Annotated in this window: 19 protein-coding genes; 13 read left to right on the top strand and 6 right to left on the bottom strand. The window is 43.0% G+C overall.

From position 1 onward, the window contains the following. Nucleotides 1-211: 211 nt before the first annotated feature. Nucleotides 212-955, bottom strand: a complete 744-nt coding sequence (locus A8O23_RS06270) for a phosphatase PAP2 family protein (protein ID WP_074988327.1) — start codon at nucleotides 953-955, stop codon at nucleotides 212-214. A 4-nt stretch (nucleotides 956-959) separates the two neighbouring features. Then, nucleotides 960-1,778, bottom strand: a complete 819-nt coding sequence (locus tag A8O23_RS06265; RefSeq protein WP_066618237.1) for a phosphatase PAP2 family protein — start codon at nucleotides 1,776-1,778, stop codon at nucleotides 960-962. Nucleotides 1,779-2,050: 272 nt separating this feature from the next. Between A8O23_RS06265 and metK the strand changes: the two genes are divergently transcribed. After that, on the top strand, nucleotides 2,051-3,355 hold the full coding sequence (gene metK, locus A8O23_RS06260) for a methionine adenosyltransferase (RefSeq protein ID WP_066618236.1): 1,305 nt from the start codon (nucleotides 2,051-2,053) through the stop codon (nucleotides 3,353-3,355). 74 nt (nucleotides 3,356-3,429) lie between these two features. On the opposite strand, the gene hpf is transcribed toward metK, so the two are convergent. From hpf to A8O23_RS06240, 4 genes are all read right to left on the bottom strand, one after another. Next, on the bottom strand, nucleotides 3,430-3,732 hold the full coding sequence (gene hpf, locus A8O23_RS06255) for a ribosome hibernation-promoting factor, HPF/YfiA family (protein ID WP_066618224.1): 303 nt from the start codon (nucleotides 3,730-3,732) through the stop codon (nucleotides 3,430-3,432). A gap of 24 nt (nucleotides 3,733-3,756) precedes the next feature. Next, nucleotides 3,757-4,635 (bottom strand): tyrosine-type recombinase/integrase, encoded by an 879-nt coding sequence (locus tag A8O23_RS06250; RefSeq protein ID WP_066618223.1) that lies wholly within the window; start codon nucleotides 4,633-4,635, stop codon nucleotides 3,757-3,759. A gap of 73 nt (nucleotides 4,636-4,708) precedes the next feature. Then, on the bottom strand, nucleotides 4,709-4,903 hold the full coding sequence (gene rpsU, locus A8O23_RS06245) for a 30S ribosomal protein S21 (protein WP_066618217.1): 195 nt from the start codon (nucleotides 4,901-4,903) through the stop codon (nucleotides 4,709-4,711). 85 nt (nucleotides 4,904-4,988) lie between these two features. After that, nucleotides 4,989-6,128, bottom strand: coding sequence for an acyl-CoA dehydrogenase (locus tag A8O23_RS06240; RefSeq protein ID WP_066618199.1), 1,140 nt, complete (start codon nucleotides 6,126-6,128; stop codon nucleotides 4,989-4,991). A 376-nt stretch (nucleotides 6,129-6,504) separates the two neighbouring features. On the opposite strand from A8O23_RS06240, the gene A8O23_RS06235 reads away from it, so the two are divergent. From A8O23_RS06235 to uvrB, 12 genes are all read left to right on the top strand, one after another. Further along, nucleotides 6,505-7,242, top strand: coding sequence for a polysaccharide biosynthesis/export family protein (locus A8O23_RS06235; RefSeq protein ID WP_239693351.1), 738 nt, complete (start codon nucleotides 6,505-6,507; stop codon nucleotides 7,240-7,242). A gap of 12 nt (nucleotides 7,243-7,254) precedes the next feature. Next, nucleotides 7,255-9,702, top strand: coding sequence for a GumC family protein (locus A8O23_RS06230; protein WP_066618196.1), 2,448 nt, complete (start codon nucleotides 7,255-7,257; stop codon nucleotides 9,700-9,702). 2 nt (nucleotides 9,703-9,704) lie between these two features. After that, nucleotides 9,705-10,457, top strand: a complete 753-nt coding sequence (locus A8O23_RS06225; RefSeq protein ID WP_066618193.1) for a tyrosine-protein phosphatase — start codon at nucleotides 9,705-9,707, stop codon at nucleotides 10,455-10,457. Nucleotides 10,458-10,466: 9 nt separating this feature from the next. Continuing rightward, the gene (locus A8O23_RS06220) at nucleotides 10,467-11,435 is read left to right on the top strand and encodes an NAD-dependent epimerase/dehydratase family protein (protein WP_066618189.1); all 969 of its coding nucleotides are present in this window, start codon (nucleotides 10,467-10,469) and stop codon (nucleotides 11,433-11,435) included. Nucleotides 11,436-11,512: 77 nt separating this feature from the next. Continuing rightward, nucleotides 11,513-12,913: a tetratricopeptide repeat protein gene (locus A8O23_RS06215; RefSeq protein ID WP_066618187.1), complete on the top strand. Its 1,401-nt coding sequence runs from the start codon at nucleotides 11,513-11,515 to the stop codon at nucleotides 12,911-12,913. Nucleotides 12,914-12,922: 9 nt separating this feature from the next. Continuing rightward, on the top strand, nucleotides 12,923-13,705 hold the full coding sequence (locus A8O23_RS06210; RefSeq protein WP_066618185.1) for a phosphosulfolactate synthase: 783 nt from the start codon (nucleotides 12,923-12,925) through the stop codon (nucleotides 13,703-13,705). 90 nt (nucleotides 13,706-13,795) lie between these two features. After that, nucleotides 13,796-14,740 carry a DUF368 domain-containing protein gene (locus A8O23_RS06205; RefSeq protein WP_066618179.1) on the top strand — a complete coding sequence of 315 codons (945 nt, stop codon included), beginning with the start codon at nucleotides 13,796-13,798 and terminating at the stop codon, nucleotides 14,738-14,740. Nucleotides 14,741-14,772: 32 nt separating this feature from the next. Continuing rightward, on the top strand, nucleotides 14,773-15,510 hold the full coding sequence (locus A8O23_RS06200) for a shikimate dehydrogenase family protein (RefSeq protein WP_066618177.1): 738 nt from the start codon (nucleotides 14,773-14,775) through the stop codon (nucleotides 15,508-15,510). A gap of 250 nt (nucleotides 15,511-15,760) precedes the next feature. Then, the gene (locus A8O23_RS06195; protein WP_066618176.1) at nucleotides 15,761-16,336 is read left to right on the top strand and encodes an RNA polymerase sigma factor; all 576 of its coding nucleotides are present in this window, start codon (nucleotides 15,761-15,763) and stop codon (nucleotides 16,334-16,336) included. After that, nucleotides 16,317-17,900, top strand: a complete 1,584-nt coding sequence (locus A8O23_RS06190) for an outer membrane beta-barrel protein (protein ID WP_066618175.1) — start codon at nucleotides 16,317-16,319, stop codon at nucleotides 17,898-17,900. Before A8O23_RS06195 ends, A8O23_RS06190 begins: the two co-directional genes overlap by 20 nt. Nucleotides 17,901-18,121: 221 nt before the next feature. After that, complete coding sequence (locus A8O23_RS06185) at nucleotides 18,122-18,340, top strand: hypothetical protein (RefSeq protein ID WP_066618173.1); 219 nt, start codon at nucleotides 18,122-18,124, stop codon at nucleotides 18,338-18,340. Nucleotides 18,341-18,642: 302 nt separating this feature from the next. Continuing rightward, entirely contained in the window at nucleotides 18,643-20,676 is a 2,034-nt protein-coding gene (gene uvrB / locus A8O23_RS06180; RefSeq protein WP_066618165.1) for an excinuclease ABC subunit UvrB, read from the top strand. Nucleotides 20,677-20,822 lie beyond the last annotated feature (146 nt).

Here is a 20,822-nt window from a genome sequence, read left to right as displayed (position 1 = left end):
AACGGATTAAACTTCATAGTCTCTTTTTAGATATACAGAGTGGCTGAGGTAATTTATTAAAACAGAAAAGGTCAGGCAATTACAGCCTGACCTTTTCTGTTTTGGAGCTGTTTTCTGTAAAACAGGTTAAAAACGTTTTGTTAGGGCCACGCCTTGTATAGATTCTCCAGCAATTAAGCGAGTAGTGGGTGTGAGGCGCCAGCCTATATTACTATTTTTTTTTGTGTAGCTCTGGTACTAAAATTCCTATTCCGGCACCCACGGCGTAACCTATTAAATTATCACTCAAGAAATGTTTCCCCGCTTTTAGTCTAAGGTAGCCTACTGCCGCGGGCACGGCTGCAGCGGCTCCCCAAACCACAGGTTTCCAAGACGAGTTAGGGTGTAGGTCATTAAATACTTTAGCTGTAAAAAATGTGGCGGTAGCTGTGGCGGCAGTGTGCCCTCCAAAAAAAGAGTTAGTGGCATATTTATGAAGCCTCTCTTCTGTAGGCACATCTGTTCCATACACATTTGGTCGCTTTCTATTGGTCAGACCAGCAGTTAATGCATACAAACCACCTGTCAGGGAAATAGCTTCGGCATAGAGAAGATAAATCTGTGGGGCCTGTGGCACCGCTTGGTCATCTGCCAAGAAAATAAGAGGTAGCGCAAAAGATGTGTAAAAAGGAATATCGCTTAAGTCTTTCGCGTTCTTGCTGTAGTAGCCAGTTGAAAAACGATCAAAAGAATTTACCTGCCTTCTATCTAGACTGATTAAATCTGCTTCCGTAAGAGGTTCTTTGTTCAAGATCAGCGAAGAGCCAATAACTGCCATACCCACACCGGCTGCAGTAATGGCTCCATCTCTTATCCAATCCGTTTTATATAAAGGTTCTGCGGCCTGAGCATTTGCATTAAAATGCCCAAGTAACAGTAAGAAAACGCTAGCAATTCTTAGAATACTCTGCTTCACCAGCTTAATTAAATTTGTATTGTAAACTAATTCCGTCTACTGCTCTGCCTGCCACCGGAATCACACTAGGGAACAAAGAGATACCACTGTTGTTGGTTTTCTTATGAAGTTGTGGTACCAATATTCCTACGGCTGCACCAACTCCGTACCCAATTATATTGTCACTCAGAAAGTGTTTTCCGGCCTCTAAACGTAGGTAGCCTACTGCAGCGGGCACTAAAGCAGCTCCAGCCCAAACAAACGGGCGTGCTGGTGAATCAGGGTTGTAGTCATGGAAAATTTTTGCCGTAAAAAAACTAACTGTTGACACTGCGGCAGTATGTCCTGCATAGAAAGAATTTTGGGAGTTGGAGCGAGTTTTCTCTCTCATTTCCACATCTGGGCTATATGTTAAAGGGCGCGCACGAGGAAACGCCGCCGACGCCATAGTGAAGAGTGTGCCGGTAATAGCCATGGTTTCAACATATAGAACCGCAGTCTGTCCGGCGTTGCTACTTATTTCAGGATCAAAAAGCAGTAGAGCAGGTGCCGCTAAAGAGCTGTAAAGCATTACATCGCTTATTTTCTTGGCGCTTTCGCTGTGGTTGCCTGCCGAAAAACGATCAAAGCTGTTCACATCTTCTTTTCTCAAGGCCATTGCCTCTGATTCGGTAAACGGCTCTTTCTGCTGCATCAGGTATAAGCCTAGGCCACTAAGGCCAACTCCGGCAGCTGTGATTGGCGCATCTACTTTAAATGAGGTTTTATAAGGAGATTCAGATTGCGCAAACGATTGAGATATAAGTGCGAAAGGAAGCACTAAGGCACATATGAATTTTTTCATGGTTCAGGTAGTACTATTTAACTATTGTGAGATGGTTTTGAAACGGGGCAGACAATAAAAAGGTTTTTGCTGGGGTTGAAGGGATATTTATGTAGTAGCTGGTTGTTTTGGAGCTGTTTTTAAGAAAATAGCACCAAAACACACTGCTTACAGGCGGTAAGAGTTTTGTCCCCTTGAGATCTTTAATTTTTTGCATCTTCATCAATTAGAGTAATTTTGCAAATCGCATGCTTTTACGCATGTGTTTCTGTTTGTACATAACCTTAGAATAAATGCCTTATCTTTTTACATCTGAGTCGGTTTCGGAAGGACATCCGGACAAGGTAGCTGATCAAATCTCTGATGCGCTGCTTGATGAATTCCTGAAGCAAGACCCTCAGTCTAAAGTTGCCTGTGAAACGTTGGTAACAACCGGTTTAGTAGTGTTAAGCGGCGAAGTGAAATCCGAAGCCTATGTAGATGTGCAGAAGGTGGCCAGAGAGGTAATCCGCCGGATTGGATACACTAAATCTGAGTATAAATTTGATGCTGAAGCCTGTGGTATCATCTCTGCCATACATGAGCAGTCTGGTGATATAAACCAAGGAGTTGAACGGGAAAATCCGGAAGACCAGGGGGCTGGTGACCAAGGCATGATGTTCGGGTATGCTACGAACGAAACCGACAGCTACATGCCGTTGGCGCTAGAAATCTCACACTTGTTGCTGAAAGAATTAGCGGCAATCCGTAAAGAGGGTAAGGAAATGACCTACCTTCGTCCTGATGCCAAGTCGCAGGTAACCATTCGCTATTCAGACAATCACGTGCCTGAAACAATTGACACCATTGTTATTTCTACCCAGCACGATGAGTTTGAGCTTTCAGACGCAAATGATGCCCAAGCATCTAAAGACGCTGAAAAGAAGATGGTGGCTAAGATCAAAGATGATGTGTTGAATGTTCTGTTGCCAAGGGTAAAAAACAAATTGCCACAACGCACCGCAGATCTATTTTCTGATGATATTACTTACCACATCAACCCAACCGGTAAGTTTGTGATTGGTGGACCTCATGGAGATACTGGTTTAACTGGCCGTAAGATTATAGTTGACACTTACGGTGGAAAAGGTGCTCACGGCGGAGGAGCTTTCTCAGGAAAAGATTCTTCTAAAGTAGACCGCTCGGCCGCTTATGCAGCACGCCACATCGCTAAAAACTTGGTTGCGGCAGGTGTCGCAGATCAAGTGTTGGTTCAGGTAGCTTACGCCATTGGTGTAGCTGAGCCGGTTGGTTTGTATGTGACCACCTATGGCACCACCAAAGTAAAAGGCGCCAACGGAGAAATTATGACAGATGGTGAAATAGCCCAGAAAGTGAATGAGCTCTTTGAAATGAGGCCATATGATATCATAAAGCGTTTCGGTCTGCAGAACCCTATTTTCTCTGAGACAGCGGCTTATGGCCACATGGGTAGAGAAGCTGGCGTGAAGAAAGTTTCTTACACAGTAAACGGTAAAGTAGAAGAGCGAGAGTTTGAAACATTTACTTGGGAAAAGCTGGATTACGTTGATAAAATAAAGTCTGCTTTCAATCTATAATCTCGTTTTTGACCTATTTTAACGAAAAGAGCCCCAAAACGGGGCTCTTTTTTTATGTTTAATATTTTTTCAGCTTAGTGGTGGCTGAGTATTTTCTCTTTGTACCGAATGAGCTGCTTTTTCATATCGGCTTCTGCTTTATCAATGGCTGCCTCAAAAGTTCCTGCCTGCTCTTTGCAAAATAGGGTGGCACCAGGTACATAGACTTTTACATCCACCATTTTATTGTCATGTGTTTCAGGTCTCTCAACACGTAATATAACCTCGCCGCCAATAATCCGGTCAAAGAAGGTGTCTAGCTTGTCTAGCTTCTTCTGTATAAAATCTAACAAGCTTTGGTCGGCGGTAAAGTGCACTGATTGAATTTGCAGTTTCATAGTTAACTACTTTAGGTGAAACAATTAAGCTTTTGGGTGGGCTTTTTCAAAGACAGCTTTCAGTTTCTCAATAGAGTTATGCGTGTATACCTGAGTGGCGGCCAAGCTGGCGTGCCCAAGCAAGTCTTTTATGGCCCCTAAATCTGCCCCACGGTTCAGCAAATGCGTGGCAAAAGAGTGTCTGAGTACGTGCGGGCTGTTTTTAGCTGAGGTAGACACCATACTGATGTACTTCTTTACCACACGGTAAACAAACTTAGGATAGAGGGGTGCCCCTTTGTCTGTAACGAGCAGAAATGTAGAATTGTTATTGGGAAAAGCAGCGGTTCTTAGCTGAATATATTTAGCAAGAGCAAGTTGTAAGGAGCCATTCAGGGGTAAGATCCTCTCTTTGTTTCCTTTACCTAAAACCTTTAAAGTTTTAGCAGCTAGATTAACATCTGAAAGTTGTATGCCGGTTAGTTCTGCCAAGCGCATGCCTGTGCCATAGAGCAACTCAAGAATCACAACTTCCCGCTGCCCCTTAAGGTCATCAGTGAACTCTATTTTGTCCAGCAGCTTGGTAAAATCATCTTCAGGAATGAAGGCTGGTAATTTTTTCGCCAATTTTGGCGCTTTAATTCTTAGGGTGGGATTTGTCTCAACTACTCCCTGCTTTACCTGAAAGCGGAAGTAAGATCTGAGAGAAGCTATCTTGCGGTGAATGGTGCGGCTGTCCAAATCTTTTTGAACCAGCGCTACTACCCATGACCTAATTATATCATGGGTTACCTCGTTTACATTTTCCAGCTCATACACCTCTTTTAGGTATTCCTGGAACTGCTGTAAATCGGTTTGATAAGAGAGGAGGGTGTGGGGGCTGAACCGCTTCTCGTACTGTAGGTACTTAAAAAATAATTCCATAAATCAGTATCTGCCAGTTGCTGCGGCAAAGTACTAATTTATGGAATTACAACGTAAGTTCTAAGAATAAAGTCTAGTAGTTATCAGTAGCAAACAATTGTTGCTTATAGATAGCTCTTTCTTTTTGCTTTCTCTTGGTTACAGAAGGCTTCTGGAAGAAAGTTCTGGCGCGTAATTGCTTTAACACACCAGTTCTCTCAAATTTCTTCTTGAATCTCTTTAAGGCTTTGTCTACAGACTCGTTATCCTTTACGTTAATGATGATCATATTATGGTTTAAAATTAAGGCTCTTGTCTTTTAAGGATTGCAAAGATATTGACTAATAAATTCAGAGTCAATAGATAATCCTCAATTATTTTAATACGGCTCTGGAAATGACAAGTTTCTGTATCTCAGAGGTTCCTTCGCCAATGGTGCATAGCTTAGAGTCTCGGTAATATTTTTCTGCCGGGTAATCTTTGGTGTAGCCATAGCCACCAAAGATTTGTACCCCCTCATTCGCCGCTCTTACGCATACTTCAGACGCGTATAATTTAGCCATGGCTGATTCTTTGTTCACGTTCTCTCCTCTGTCTTTCATGGCGGCAGCTCTATAGGTTAGCAGCCCCGCGGCCTCTATTTCAGTGGCCATATCTGCTAATTTAAACGCAATTCCTTGAAACTGTGAAATTGGTTTATTGAATTGCTGACGTTCTTTAGAATATGCTAATGCGGCTTCATACGCACCCTGTGCTATGCCTAAGCTAAGGGCGGCAATTGATATTCGTCCTCCATCTAGTACTTTCATAGACTGGATAAAGCCTTCACCAACTTCGCCTAATATGTTTTCATGTGGTACTCTGCAGTCTTCAAAAATCAATTCAGTAGTCTCAGAGGCTCTCATGCCTAGCTTGTCTTCCTTTCTACCCGCTGAAAAGCCCTCAGTTGGTTTTTCTATTACAAAAGCAGTCATTCCGTGAGAATCCCCTACTCCGCCTGTTCTTGCTATTACCACTGCAATGTTGCTTGACTTACCATGGGTGATAAAATTTTTAGCTCCGTTCAAAACCCAATGATCCCCGTCTCTAACAGCTACCGTACGCATGTTTCCCGCGTCTGAGCCTGTATTTGGTTCCGTTAATCCCCAAGCACCAATCCATTCGGCAGAAGCTAATTTTGGAAGCCATTTTTTCTTTTGCTGTTCTGTGCCAGACTGTAAAATGTGACCAGTGCATAAGGAATTGTGTGCTGCCATAGATAAGCCAATAGATCCATCTATTTTAGCTAACTCAGCAATGGCTGTTACGTATTCAACATAGCCGAACCCTGAACCTCCATATTCCTGTGGCACCAGCACACCCATTAAACCGAGTTCTCCTAATTGTTTAAATACATGAACAGGAAATTCCTGTGTTTCATCCCATTTCATCATGTCAGGTTTTATGGTTTTAGCGCCAAAGTCTCTGACCATTTCTGCTATCATTTGCTGATTTTCGTTGTAGGATAAGTTCATGTGTTTTATTTCTTGTAGTTAGTGCGTTTAAATTTAAGGTTAACAAATTATAAAAGCTAACGCTTGTTAGTTAAATGTGTTGCTATACTCATGATCTGTAAAAATGTTCTATAGGAAACGCAGAGTGAAAAGGCGAGGATGAAATTGAAGCAACTTTAATTCTATAAGTAAGTAAAGGGGCAGCAGCACCTGAGTTTGGCGTAGCCAATACTTTTGCCGTACTTTGTGGTTGAATTGTACTTGCCCTATATTTATACATTTCAATATAAATTCCCCAATATAAATGCTTACATCTTTATTGAAATCAATCTTACGGTTGCTGCCTTTATTGCTGCTTATGCAGCTGAGTGCCTGTAATGTATATAGGCAAGACATTATGTTTCAAACGGATGGGGATGTAAATACTGAGTTGCTTAGAGCCGCTGCAGCAGAAGCCAATCGTAATTATAAAATTCAGTCAAATGATGTTCTGAGCATTAGGTTTTACACGAACAAAGGTGAAATTCTGGTAGACCCTAACAACTTTCTGCGCCAGGAACTGATGCAAAGCAGTGGCGGTGGTGGGAGAATGGGGAACCAACAAATTGGGCAACAGCAAGAGCGACAGGATTATTTAGTTTTTCCAAACGGGGAAGTAAAAGTGCCCATGATAGGTTTTTTACCTGTAGCGGGACTTACAGTTGCCCAAGCCGATAGTTTATTCCAGAGCAGGTTTGAAACTTATTATAGAGACACCTATGTTTATACCCAAGTTATAAATAGGAGGGTAGTGGTGTTAGGTGCTACAGGCGGCAGCGTGATTCCTTTGCCTAATGAAAGCATGAATGTGGTAGAGGTACTGGCTTTAGCAGGTGGCATGCCTGCAAATGGTAAGGCTCACAACATTAGATTGATTAGAGACATTGCTTCCCCAATGCCAATTGTGCAAGTAATTGATTTGTCTACTATTGCAGGGGTTCAAAAAGCCAACTTGCGGGTAATGCCCAATGATGTGGTTTATGTAGAGCCTTTTAGAAGGGTATTCAATGAGTCTTTAAGGGATGCCTTACTAGTGTTGGGTGCTGTTACCAATGTGCTCACCTCCTATATTGTCATTAAAGATATAGTTAATTAGTCCTAGAAATACATGAGTGTAAAGACCACCAATGATTTGGATGAGCTAGATCATCGATTGGGTAGTGTAGAAGACGAAGAAGGTGACGGGGGAACAAGTATTGATTTTGTCACCCTGCTGCATGTTGTAAGACGAAGCATTCCATGGGTGGTGCTTCTTGTGCTTTTAGGGCTTACTGGGTCATACCTCTTTCTTAGATATACAAAGAAAGTATATCAGTCTTCATCTACCTTAAAGTTAGATGAACAATCTGAAGCAGGAGTACTTGGTCTAGAGAGCAACGGACTCAAAATGGAATCAGGTATTGGTAAGTTGCAGGGTGAGGTTGATCTTATTAAGTCTGATATTGTATATGAAAGGCTGAAGGAAACAATGCCTCTGGAGGTCAGCTATTTTGTAGAAGCAAGAGTACTAGATGCAGAATTGTATAAAGAAAGCCCCTTCACTGTTTCTTATGACACGGCTACTTTTGATCTTTATGATCAGAAAATATATGTCAAGTTTAGCTCCCCTAGTAAAGTTGAGGTAAAGATTGGCGAAGAGGGTGAGAATTTGGTTGCGACTGTTGGGGGACCATTTACATTGGCCAATAATAGTTTAGTTGTTTCCACCTCCTCAGACTTTAACAGTAATCATGTAGGAGAAACATATTATTTCATTGTTCACAGTAACCAAAGATTAAAAAGCTATATAGATGCTGGGTTGACTACGGCAATTCTAAATCCAGAATCGAAAACTATTCAAATCTCTTTTCAAGATCACAACAGGTACAAAGCAAGAGATATAGTTAAAAATATTGATGCCGTTTATCTTCAGCATAAACTCGAGAGAAGTAACCAAGCCAGCAAACAGACGCTTAGTTTCTTAAACAGCCAATTAAAAGAAACAGAAGATAGTTTACAGAAGGTAGAAGATGATTTAGAAAACTTTGTAAGGCAAAACAAGTCTTATGATATTAAATCTACTCTGCAGGAGTCATTGTCAAGAATTCAGGAGCTAGAGAAAGAGCGCATGGAGCTGCGCTTTCAGTTATCTCTTTTAAATAGTATACAGGCAAAGATTCGGAATAACGAAGATCTGGCTATGGTGGCGGCAGGTTTGCAGGGGCAACAGGGGACCGACCCGCAGCTTTCTCAGCAGTTGACAGAACTTAGTAATCTGCAGGCCCGTCAACGCATGGTGCAGATGACAAGTAGAGGGAACACTGCCGCTGACAATGCAATTGAAGAGCAGTTGAGCTTTGCGCAGAATAAAATAAATGCTATAATTAGTGCTAATAAGAGCCTGATACAGGCGCAGCTAGAAAATTTAAATCGGAATCAAGGTGAGTTGACCGGTAAAATTTTACAGGCTCCTGCGCAAGAAACTGAAAGAGCCAGATTAGAGCGTATTTTAGGTATATATGAAGGGTTCTTCAATCAGATACTAAATAGACGGGTAGAATATGGTATTGCCATGGCCGGTACTACCCCAGATTTTCAGATTCTGTCTCCAGCTAGCTTGCCGAATGAATCTAATCCTGTTTATCCCAATGCTCTATTAGTTTATGCGGTTGGATTAGCTGCGGGTTTATTTCTAGGGGTAGGTTTGATAGCTACGCGTTATCTTTTGCATGATACTGTTACCAATCTACGTGAGTTAGAAAGAAACACAACAGTGCCAGTACTGGGAGTGGTGCCCTCTTACAGTAAAGAGAAAATGCCTGTTTCCAAACTGGTTGTTAATCAAAATCCCAAATCTGCATTAAGTGAGTCAATCAGGTCAATAAGAACTAATTTGGATTTTCTGAGTTCAGCTAAGAAAAAGCGGATAATCTCAATTACCTCTACCATTAGTGGTGAAGGAAAGACCTTTGTGGCGGCTAACTTAGGAGGAATTATTGCTTTATCTGGACAAAAGGTTGCGCTGCTAGACCTAGATATGCGTAAGCCTAAGGTGCACCTTGCATTAGATGGTGATAATATCAAGGGGATGAGTACAATCTTGATTGAGAAACACACTGTTGCTGAATCTATGCAGCAGACTTCTATACCGAATCTCGATTTTGTCTCCGCTGGCCCAACGCCACCAAATCCGTCAGAACTTATCATGTCTCCAAAATTTGACGAAGTTTTGCAGGAGTTACATCAGCACTATGATGTAGTCATTGTAGATAGCCCACCAATAGGGTTGGTGACAGACGGTGTTTTGATTATGAGGAAGGCTGATGTTCCATTGTTTATTGTTCGTGCTAATTATTCTAAGAAAGCATTCTTAAAAGGCATAGACAAGGTAGTGAAGACAAACCATTTAACTAACATGGCCACTATACTGAACGATACGCAAGGTATAAACATGTATGGGTACTCTTATGGCTACGGGTATGGCTACGGCTATGGGTACGGTTACGGCTACGGGTACTATGATGAAGAGGTGAAGCCTACTTTTAGCAGTAGAATGAAATCGTTTTTTAAACGATAGGTATGTGGAATAGCCTTAGGCAGCTTTTTGGGAGGAAGGAAGAATCACTTTCTTCGTATGCTACACTAGAAGTGGACATGCATTCTCATTTGCTGCCGGGCTTAGATGACGGAGCCGCCAATTTAGATGATTCACTTCTGCTGTTAAAAGAATTACAGCGGTTGGGGTTCAGAAAATTATGCATGACTCCGCATATCATGGGAGATTTTTATAAAAACACTCCCGAATCAATTCGTGAAAAGCTACATCTGTTGCAGGCAGCGGCAACTGAGCATGAAATTGAAGTGGAGCTTTCTTGCGCAGCGGAATACTATTTAGACGAATGGTTTGTTGAAAAGCTAGAAGAAGGGCAGGAACTGCTAACGTTCGGGGGCGAGAGAAGATACTTACTTCTTGAAACGTCTTACATGAATGAGCCTGCTTTTTTACAACAGGCAATTTTCGGGTTACAAGCGGCTGGATATACTGTAGTTTTGGCTCACCCTGAACGATATACTTACTTCTATGGGAGGTTAGATAATTTGATGGCTTTGAGAGAACTTGGAGTTTTGTTTCAACTTAACACGAATTCTCTGAGTGGGTATTATTCTAAAACGGCTCAAGAAGTAGCTAAGCATTTAATTCAGAGGAAAGCAGTAGAGTTTTTAGGTACAGATACACATTCCATGAGACACACCAGAGCTTTAGAGCGTACATTGGCTGAACCTCTCCTAAACCAGGCTTTACAGTTACCTCTTCTTAATCCTACGCTTTGATTCTTTAGTTTGAAAAAAGTTTTATTGACCGGTGGTAGTGGCCTTATAGGCCATTTTCTGTTACAGAGGTTGTTGCAGCAAGGGTTTGAAGTGGTTGGATTGCTAAGAAAAACACCTTCTTCTGTTAGGCACCCTCTCTTGAAATGGGTAGAAGGAGATATCTTAGATTCAGTATTGCTACGAGATATAGTAAGCCAAGTGGATGAAGTATATCATTGCGCAGGTTTTGTCTCTTATGCACCGCAGGATGTAAACCTGCTGCAACAAATTAATGTAGAGGGTACTGAGAACATAGTAAATGCTTGCTTAATGCATCCTGAGGTGAAGCTGTGTCATATAAGTTCAATTGCGGCCATCAGTAGGAAGAAAGGGCAGGAGGTGATTGATGAATCATCCAAGTGGGAATCTGTTGCAGAAAAATCTTCTTATGCTATTTCAAAGCACTTTGCTGAAATGGAAGTGTGGAGAGGGGTTGCGGAAGGATTAAAAGCAGTGATTGTGAATCCTTCTATTGTGCTTGGCCCCGGTGACTGGAACAGAAGCAGTACACAGCTATTTAAATATGTGGCTGATGAGAGACTTTTTTACGTTCATGGTTATTCTAATTTTGTAGATGTACGAGACGTAGTGGAAGGAATAGCATTGCTGATGAAGGGGAACCACTTTGGTGAACGTTTTATAATAAATGGGCATCATGAAACGTACCAAAACTTTTTTGAAGAAGTGGCGAATGTTTGGGGGAAAAAGTCTCCCAAACTAAAAGTACCTAATTGGATGACGGAAATTCTATGGCGAGCTGAAGCTGTAAGAGGAAGAGTAACTGGTAAAAGGCCTTTGATTACAAAAGAAACAGCACGCATCGCCCAAGAAAGACATTTTTATACCAACTTAAAAGTGAGAGAAGCCACTGGAATGGAGTTCAGGCCGTTGCACGAAACCATTGAATGGTCTTGTCAAAGCCTTTCTGCACAGATGTAAGCTAGATCAGTTATTGTAGTTGGTGGTAAGAAGAATGGAGGCGCAGTAAAAAGCGCCATGAAGAGATTTAACTGTAGATGGACGATAATTTTGATGAGCTTTCCGGCGAAGACATGGACCTGGTGAACAGGTTTGAACAGATGCTGGAAACAAATACAACCTTCTTTTTTGATCTCTCAGACTTTGAGACGATCATAGACTATTATGCCAATAGCTTTAATTACAGTCAAGCTTTAGTGGCCTGTAATGCTGGTATAGCGCAGTACCCTTTTTCTACGCAACTATTGATAGATAAGGCACAAGTGCTGGCCATGCTAGGGGCGTTTGATGAAGCACTGGTTCTGGTGGAGGAAGTTGCTCAGTTAGAACCTGACAATGAAGATGTAAACCTGACCAAAGGAATCATCTTTAACCAAAAAGGAGATTTCGCCTTAGCCATTAATTGTTTCAAGCTGGCATTAGAACAGTCAGAAGTAAAAGATGATATCTATTTCAACATAGGATTGTCTTACCAAAGTTGGGGCAAGTTCAAAGCCGCCATGAAGTACTATAAAAAAAGTCTTCGGCTGAACATTCAGAATGAACTTGCTTTGCAGGAGCTGTTATATTGTTTAGAAATAACCGGTGATGGCGAAGGAGTAGTATCCTTCTTTCAGGAATTCGTGGACGCAGACCCGTATTCGTCAATGGCGTGGTTCACTTTAGGTCTATCTCAAAGCCGCTTAGGCAACTACGAGCAAGCTGTTGGGGCGTACGAATACGCAACTTTGATTAAACCAGATTTTGCCGCCGCTCATGTAAACTTAGCCAATAACTTTGTGTACTTGGGAGAGTTCTCTAAGGCAATTGAAGCTTTTCAGGCTGCTGCTGCCTTAGATGAACCTAATGCTGATATTCTCTGCAACATTGGGGAGTGCTATGAAAAATTGTCTCAGTGGGACTTGGCGCATAGGTATTACCAAAAAGCCATAGACCTAGCTCCCGAAATGGACGAGGCATGGTTTGGAATAGGTATTATTCTAGACCTGCAGGGCAAGTGGCTGGAGGCTGTGCATTATTACCGAAAAGCGATCTCCTTTTTTTCAGACAACTCGGATTATTGGTTGGCTTTAGCCGCGGCGGAGTATCAATTGGGTAATATTATTTCTAGTGTAGAAGCATACGAGCAGGCTAGTATTATAGCGCCAGAGAATAAAGATATATGGTTGAACTGGTCAATTATCTTATATGAGCAGGGTAACTATGAGGGAGCTATAGACTTGCTGATGAATGCAGTAGAGCTGCAACCCGATGAGTCTGAATTACATTATAGGCTTTGTGCGTATAGTCTGGCGGCAGGAAAATACAAGCAGGCATACAATTATTTAGAAAATGCTTTAATTTTGAATTTCGATAAGCATAAGCTTCTATTTGAATTCTTTCCTGAGCTGGAGTCACAGCGAGCATTGGCCCGCTTGATAGACCAGTACCGTAAATAGCCCCAATACATGAATTACGAACTTTCCCAGTTGCCAGAGCGCACTTCCAAACCAAGAGAAAGCGGTTTCACTATGGCCATGGACAAAGGCCTAAGCCTAAGAGAAACCGAGAATTTTGTGGAGGTAGCCGGAGAATACGTTGATATCGTTAAACTTGGCTGGGCAACCTCGTTCGTAACGCCAAACCTTGATAAAAAACTATCCATATATGAGGCAGCTGGTATTCCGGTTTACTTTGGAGGTACCTTGTTTGAGGCCTTTATTGTGCGTGATATGTTTGAAGACTACCGGCGGCTACTTGATAAGTACCAGTTAAAGTACGCTGAAGTGTCTGACGGTTCCATTGAAATCAACCATGATCGTAAGTGTGAATTCATTCGGGCATTGTCTGATCAGGTAACGGTGCTGTCTGAGGTTGGGTCAAAAGACGCTGAAAAAATTATTCCGCCGTACAAATGGATCAGCCTTATGCAGGCAGAGTTAGATGCCGGCGCTTGGAAAGTAATTGGTGAAGCACGGGAAGGCGGAAATGTAGGGTTGTTCAGATCAACCGGAGAAGTGAGAAGCGGTCTGGTAGATGAGATTTTGACCAAAATTCCGTTTGAAAAGATTATTTGGGAAGCTCCTCAAAAAGGGCAACAGGTTTTCTTTATCAAATTACTTGGTGCCAACGTGAATCTTGGGAATATAGCACCTAATGAAATTATACCGCTGGAAACTATCCGCCTAGGCTTAAGGGGCGATACCTTCTCTGACTTTTTGGATAAGGAGCAAACAAATCTTTTGAAGTAAATTTTCCTCTTACATATAATTGCCCACAGGACTAGTTCCTTTGGGCAATTACTTTTTATTAAAGAAATTTAAGGCTAACACCTCAGGTACATGCAAAAAAGAACTTTCAGGGAATATCTTCTGCTGTTTTTAAAAGGAATGGCCATGGGGGCGGCAGACGTGGTGCCTGGTGTATCTGGTGGCACCATTGCTTTTATCACAGGCATTTATGAAGAGCTATTGGGGGCTATTCGTTCAGTGAACGGGGAAGCTTTGAAATTACTTAGCAAGTTTAATTTAAAAGGCTTTTGGCAGCACATCAACGGCAGCTTTCTGGTGGTGTTGGTGGCAGGCATTCTTTTTTCTGTTGCCTCGCTGTCTAATGTTATTCTGTTCTTGTTGGAGAATTACCCAGAGTTGCTTTGGGCCTTTTTCTTTGGACTTATTGTGGCCTCGGCGGTGGTGGTAAGTAAACAGATTACTAATTGGTCTCTTCCAGTCATACTGGCCGGCGTAATAGGGGCGGTGGTTGCCTATCTGGTGACGGTAGCCACACCTACCCAGTCACCAGAAACCTATTGGTTTATTTTTCTTTGCGGGGCCATTGCCATTTGCGCCATGATCTTGCCTGGTGTTTCCGGAAGCTTTTTGTTGGTGTTACTTGCTAAGTATGAATTTATACTTAATGCGGTAAAAGAACTGAAGATTGCTGTAGTGCTAACCTTTGCCGCGGGCTGTGTTACGGGGCTGTTGCTCTTCTCGCATGTGCTAAACTGGGCGCTGAAGAATTACTATAATGTATCTGTTGCATTATTGACAGGTTTTATGATAGGGTCTTTAAACAAGGTCTGGCCATGGAAGGAAACCCTTGAAACCTACACAGACCGGCACGGAGTGGTGAAACCTTTGGTGCAGAGCAATGTGCTGCCCCAGAATTATTTTGAGATCACTGGTCAAGAGCCGTACATAATGTTCGGAGTTGGTTTAGCTGTTGTAGGGTTTGCCCTAGTTTATATTTTAGATTATTTTACTTCAGACAATACTTCTGAAGCTTAATTCATAAAACCTTTTGTTTCTCTGAAGTTGCTATGGAAAATGTTTATGGACTTGTGGGGTATAGACTTAGTCATTCATTTTCTCAAAAGTACTTCACAGATAAGTTTAGAGCTGAAGGCATAGTAGACAGCAAGTACCTGCTTTTTGAATTAGACAGTATTCAGGAGTTTCCTCAGTTGTTAAAGAATAATCTTAACCTAAGAGGGTTAAATGTTACCATTCCTTATAAAGAAACAATCATTCCGTTTTTAGATGAATTAGAGCCGGCCGCTGCTCGTATTGGGGCTGTGAATGTGATCAAGTTTGTTGATGGCAAGCTAGTAGGTCACAATTCAGATTACCAAGGTTTCATGCAGTCGCTCCAGAACTTTTATCCTTGCTACTCACAATCACAGGCGTTGGTATTGGGTACTGGGGGAGCAGCCAAAGCTGTAATGGCTGCTTTAGAATACCTCAATATTGCTTACAAGGTAGTTTCCAGAGAAAAAAGGGAAGGCATACTTACGTACCAGGAGCTGACGCAAAGCCTTATGTCTTCTGTTTCGTTAATTGTCAATGCATCGCCGGTAGGTACTTACCCTAAGGTAGAGGAAGCACCTAATATTCCGTATCATTTGCTTTCGTCGCACCATTACCTGTATGATTTGGTATACAACCCTGCTGAGACATTGTTTATGCAGAAGGGGAAAGAACAGGGGGCAAAGACTATAAATGGGTATGAAATGCTTTGCCTGCAAGCCGAGGTAGCTTGGCAGATATGGAATAAATAACTCTGTTTTAGGCTTATTTTTTGAAAAGTAAGCCTAAAACAGAGTTCACAGTCTAATGTCATGAAAGCTGCATTGTTAGAGCAATGCAGCTTTTTTTGTATCTATTGTATAGGGGGAGAGGTGAAGTTAGTTTGTCTATACCTTTAAGCGTTGAAGTTCTTTTGCAAAAAAAATGCAGGCAAAGATTTAGTCATGCAACCTTTGCCGTTGCCGAGGGCTCTTACTGTTAGATGACGATATTTTACATCCGTTGAAAATTCTCTCGCCACAAAAGTCATCCGAAGCAGACCTGATAAAAGGGGCTGTAGCCGGAAAAAGAGAAGCTCAGCACCAGCTTTACCAGCGGTATGCCGGTAAAATGTTGGCGGTGAGTAAACGGTATGCCCGCACCGATTTTGAGGCGGAAGACATTCTGCAAGATGCTTTCCTGAAGGTTTTCATGTATATTAAAAATTTTAAAGGAGAGTGCCCCATAGAATTCTGGATTAAAAGAATTGTCATCAACACAGCCCTGAAGCACCAGCGCAGCAACGGACATCTTTCTGTCACGGCCCAAGAAGATGAGTGGGACGAAGCCTCAGAGCAAGAGAGCTTAGACAGTAAGTATGGCTATGAAGAGCTATTGCAGTTGGTGAGGGAATTACCGCCAAGGTATCAGGCGGTGTTCAATTTATATGCCATTGAAGGATATTCCCACAAAGAGATTGGAGAGATGTTAGACATCACAGAAAGTACTTCTAAGTCACAATACTCCCGTGCCAGAGCCAGCTTACGGCAAGCGGTGGTGCGGTTAAAAGGTAAATATCATGAAAAAGTTATCGGCTGAGGAAAAGCACGATCCTTCTTTGGAAGATATTTTCAGAGAGGGCTTTGAAGGAGCGGAGAGTACACCCTCTAGCAAGATTTGGGAAAACCTGAATCGGGAGCTGGAAAACCAGGAGCTGAAAAAGTACCGGGGCCAAGTGTTCTGGTATAGGGCTGCCGCTGCGGCTATTTTGTTGCTCCTGGTATCTGCAGGGGCTTTCTTGTGGAACAGTAATGATGGATTAGACCTAGTGTCTGAAGGCACAGTAGCTTTATCTAAAGAGCAAAGCAATAAGCTGGAACTAAATCAAAGAGTAAAGAAATCTGTGGCGAACGGTGGCGTTTCTTCAGATTATGTAGACGAAGGATTAGCGTCTGTTTCAGGTCCGTTTTCTGAAAAACAGGCTAAAAACACTAGAGAAGTGCTGAGGGGGGAAAAAGCAATTGCCACTGTTGACCAAGTTAAGAAAGGAAGTAGTAGCCAAGTGAAGGAAACGGCGCCAGGCTTTGAACCCACAGAGGAAGTAATAGCCCAGGTAAAAATAGATTCAAATTCTAACTCAGGCTCAAAATCATCTACTGGCTTAGAAGCAGAATTGGCTGTAGCAGCACCAGTAAATCCTGCTACAGCAAGTAGCGTTACGGCATTAAATGGACTTTCAGGTGGAGTTGTTACAAAAGCAGACTCTGCGGCAGAAGAAAAACCGGGTACATTGCTCTTACGGAAAAGCAGCCCTGATCAATTGTTAGCCCAAACAGCCGCAGAGAGAAAAGAAATAAGCCCTGCCGTCGCTGAGGTCTCTAAGTGGAGCCTTTCGCTTGCGTATGCTCCCCAATATGCTTATTCCCCCATAAAACTAAATGAAGGAAGTATGGCGCCGGCTTCCTTTACTGAACTGTCTGCTGCCCAACCTCAGGTATACCAAGAGTACCAAAAGGCAATGCGTGAGTTTAACCAGAGCTATAGTCCGTCATATTCTTACAGCGCCAGATTGGGTGCAAGCTACAGCATCAATGATAAGTGGCATGTTGAAAGTGGCCTTCTATACGCTGAAAATGTGGCCACCACCACTCATTCCTATGTTATAAACAGCACCAGTACTGACCAAATGTCAAACCGGTTGGCAGTGCTCAGAGCAGAACCAATATTTAATAATGTTGCTCAATACCAAACAGGCAATGTTGTTTCTGTTTCTAAATCAGATACCTACACCACCCAGTACCGATACCAGCAAGTAGGGTTGCCAGTCCGGATTGGGTACAGGCATGACTTGAGCAAGTTCTTTGCCTATGCCTCTGGCGGAGTTAACTTGAATCTATTGCTGAAAAACAGCATTACGCCCCAAAATAATCAGCTGGAGACAGTGCACTATGAGTTTGGAAATGAAAACTCTCCCTTCAGGTCATGGCAGTGTTTTTCAGTTACTTCAGTAGGGTTAGGGTACGAGCTTAATGATAAAGTTAGTGTTATGGTGGCGCCAGAGGTAACCTATGCCCTTACCCCTTTCCTGAAAGAAAGCGAAAGTCAACCCAATGCTTTTCAGTTTGGACTTAGTATAGGTAGCAAATGGCGTATATATAAATAAAATATATTTGTACATTAGACGTTGTCAATTCAGCCTATCTTCAGTTTTGTGAGGTTGTATAAAATATTTAAAAAGTCTTTTTGCTTTTTATTTTAAATTTGATTCTAAATATTTACCTTATAACGATATTTAGCCAGCCCATCAAATTCAATCCTTAGCAACCGGTTAGAACCAATTCTAGCTGATTCTTTCGCAGATTTTTTCTACAAAAAGAAATTATAATGCATAAAACTTACACTATCCCCAAGGTGCTAAGAACTTGGGTGTTGCTATTTTCCGTTCCGCTTTATGTAGGAGGTGCTTCTCTTTGGATGAAGGAAGAAATTAAAATGGTTCTTACGGAGAAAGATAGAGGGCAGGTAATACTCTCTATAAAGGCGCATGAGCAGAAACCTTTTGCAGTAGAGACTTTAAGAAACCAAATGGTTTACATGCCATAGTTCGTTGCCAATGAACCCTAGTTGTAATTTGGTGCCTATTCTATTTCATCACCCTTACTTCTCTTGCCTACAGTACGCGCGATTTCTATACAGGCTGAAAGCGATGGCTGGGTAAGCTTATAAGTGAAAGTTTTTTAAAGGCGAGAGCCTTATATAATAGTTGAACGCCGCTTATTAAAAGCGGCGTTTTTCGTTTATTTACAGAAAAACAGCCCAAAAACGCTACTTTCTTTAGCAAATGCTAAACTCTATTGCGCCAGCAGATGTTATAATACGTTACCTTTGATTGTAAATCTTCGCGCATGAAGTTTAGACTAACCTCAGAATTCAAACCTACTGGCGATCAGCCCCGCGCCATTGCCCAACTTGTTGAGGGTGTGAACAACGGAGAGCACGCCCAAGTACTACTGGGAGCCACCGGTACCGGTAAAACCTTTACAGTGGCCAACGTGGTGCAGCAAGTGCAGAAGCCTACGCTGGTACTTTGCCACAATAAAACGCTGGCCGCCCAGCTTTACGGCGAATTCAAACAATTTTTCCCCGACAACGCAGTAGAGTATTTTATCTCCTACTACGACTACTACCAACCCGAAGCGTACATTGCTTCTTCTGATGTGTTCATTGAGAAAGACTTGGCTATCAACGAAGAGATTGAAAAGCTCCGGCTACACTGTACCTCTGCTTTGCTATCTGGAAGACGTGATGTGATTGTAGTAGCATCGGTAAGCTGTATCTACGGTATCGGTAACCCCGAGGAGTTCGGGAAGAACGTGATTCCGTTGGCGCCTGGCATGCGGGTAAGCCGGAATAATCTGCTTTACCAGTTTGTGTCTATCTTGTATAGCCGCACCGAAGTAGAGTTCACACGTGGAACCTTCAGGGTGAAAGGCGATACTGTGGACATTTTTCCGGCCTATGCTGACTTTGCTTACCGCATTTACTTCTGGGGCGATGAAATTGAATCTATCCAGCGCATTGACCCGCAATCTGGCAAAAAAATAGCCGATGAAGAAGGAATTACGCTGTACCCAGCCAACCTCTTCGTGACAGGCAAGGACACCTTGAACCAAGCCATCAACGAGATTCAGTTTGACATGGTGGCCCAGCACGAGTACTTCCTGAAAGAGGGGCGTGACAATGAAGCCAAGCGCATAAAAGAGCGCACCGAGTTTGACTTGGAGATGATTCGGGAACTGGGCTACTGCTCAGGTATTGAAAATTACTCCCGCTACTTTGACCGTCGGCAGCCGGGATCCCGGCCGTTCTGTTTGCTCGACTATTTCCCAGATGACTTCCTGATGGTGATAGATGAGAGCCACGCCACGTTGCCGCAGGTGCGGGCCATGTGGGGCGGTGACCGCTCCCGCAAAACGGCACTGGTGGAATATGGCTTCCGTTTGCCGGCGGCTATGGACAACCGCCCGCTTACGTTCAATGAATTTGAAAGCCTCATGCACCAGGTCATCTTCGTGAGCGCTACACCCGGAGACTATGAGATTCAGAAATCTGAGGGCGTGATTGTAGAGCAGATTATCCGGCCAACTGGTTTGCTTGATCCGGAGATTGAAATTAGGCCAAGCCAGAACCAGATTGACGACTTGCTGGACGAGGTGGACAACCGAATCAAAGCCGGGGACCGTGTTTTGGTGACCACGCTCACCAAGCGAATGGCAGAGGAGTTGAGTAAGTACATGGAGCGCCTAAATATCAAGGTGAAGTACATTCACTCAGAAGTGAAATCTCTGGAGCGGGTGGAGATTCTACGGGAACTTCGCCTGGGAGATATTGATGTGCTCATTGGGGTAAACCTGCTCCGTGAGGGACTTGACTTACCAGAGGTGAGTTTGGTAGCCATTCTAGATACCGATAAGGAGGGCTTCCTGCGTGACCAGCGCTCGTTGATTCAGACCATTGGCCGCGCGGCCCGGAACGAGAACGGAAAAGTACTCATGTACGCTGACCGCATCACGGGTTCCATGCAACGGGCTATCGACGAGACTAACCGCCGCAGGGCTACTCAAATGGAATACAACCTCGAGCATGGAATCACGCCACGCACCGTGTACAAATCTAAAGAAGCCATCATGGGTCAAACCTCAGTGGCAGACTCAAATAAGCGGGAACCAAAGGCTTACGCCGGCCCGGATGAGAATGCTTTGGCCATTGCCGCTGACCCGGTGGTGCAGTACATGAAGCGCGACGAGCTGGAGAAAGTCATCAAGAAAACCGAGAAGCAAATGGAGGCCGCCGCCAAGGAGCTAGACTTCCTGCAAGCTGCCAAGTATCGTGATGAACTAGCGGAACTGCGTAAAATGTTGAAGAACAAACGGGACTAATAATCCTGTCATTTATATAAGCCCGCTGTTTTAGGCATGTTTTCTGAAAAACAAGCTTAAATCAGCGGGCTTTTTTATGGGAGTTGAATAGGGGAGAATAGCTTTGGCTTGGTCTTTGTAAAAGAAGTTTTAGTTCATCTGGAAGA

The sequence above is a fragment of the Rufibacter roseus genome, from assembly GCF_001647285.1.
GTDB classification, from domain to species: domain Bacteria; phylum Bacteroidota; class Bacteroidia; order Cytophagales; family Hymenobacteraceae; genus Nibribacter; species Nibribacter roseus.
Note: the sequence above shows the minus strand (reverse complement) of the source record. Positions and strands in the feature narration are given on the sequence as shown.

What these genes read in the sequence shown, in the direction of transcription:
- A8O23_RS06230 (WP_066618196.1), top strand. Translation starts at nt 7,255, where the DNA reads ATGAGTGTAAAGACCACCAATGATTTGGATGAGCTAGATCATCGATTG.
- rpsU (WP_066618217.1), bottom strand. Translation starts at nt 4,903, where the DNA reads ATGATCATCATTAACGTAAAGGATAACGAGTCTGTAGACAAAGCCTTA.
- uvrB (WP_066618165.1), top strand. Translation starts at nt 18,643, where the DNA reads ATGAAGTTTAGACTAACCTCAGAATTCAAACCTACTGGCGATCAGCCC.
- A8O23_RS06205 (WP_066618179.1), top strand. Translation starts at nt 13,796, where the DNA reads ATGCAAAAAAGAACTTTCAGGGAATATCTTCTGCTGTTTTTAAAAGGA.
- A8O23_RS06225 (WP_066618193.1), top strand. Translation starts at nt 9,705, where the DNA reads ATGTGGAATAGCCTTAGGCAGCTTTTTGGGAGGAAGGAAGAATCACTT.
- A8O23_RS06215 (WP_066618187.1), top strand. Translation starts at nt 11,513, where the DNA reads ATGGACGATAATTTTGATGAGCTTTCCGGCGAAGACATGGACCTGGTG.
- A8O23_RS06265 (WP_066618237.1), bottom strand. Translation starts at nt 1,778, where the DNA reads ATGAAAAAATTCATATGTGCCTTAGTGCTTCCTTTCGCACTTATATCT.
- A8O23_RS06250 (WP_066618223.1), bottom strand. Translation starts at nt 4,635, where the DNA reads ATGGAATTATTTTTTAAGTACCTACAGTACGAGAAGCGGTTCAGCCCC.
- A8O23_RS06190 (WP_066618175.1), top strand. Translation starts at nt 16,317, where the DNA reads ATGAAAAAGTTATCGGCTGAGGAAAAGCACGATCCTTCTTTGGAAGAT.
- A8O23_RS06200 (WP_066618177.1), top strand. Translation starts at nt 14,773, where the DNA reads ATGGAAAATGTTTATGGACTTGTGGGGTATAGACTTAGTCATTCATTT.
- A8O23_RS06235 (WP_239693351.1), top strand. Translation starts at nt 6,505, where the DNA reads ATGTTTCAAACGGATGGGGATGTAAATACTGAGTTGCTTAGAGCCGCT.
- A8O23_RS06210 (WP_066618185.1), top strand. Translation starts at nt 12,923, where the DNA reads ATGAATTACGAACTTTCCCAGTTGCCAGAGCGCACTTCCAAACCAAGA.
- metK (WP_066618236.1), top strand. Translation starts at nt 2,051, where the DNA reads ATGCCTTATCTTTTTACATCTGAGTCGGTTTCGGAAGGACATCCGGAC.
- hpf (WP_066618224.1), bottom strand. Translation starts at nt 3,732, where the DNA reads ATGAAACTGCAAATTCAATCAGTGCACTTTACCGCCGACCAAAGCTTG.
- A8O23_RS06185 (WP_066618173.1), top strand. Translation starts at nt 18,122, where the DNA reads ATGCATAAAACTTACACTATCCCCAAGGTGCTAAGAACTTGGGTGTTG.
- A8O23_RS06240 (WP_066618199.1), bottom strand. Translation starts at nt 6,128, where the DNA reads ATGAACTTATCCTACAACGAAAATCAGCAAATGATAGCAGAAATGGTC.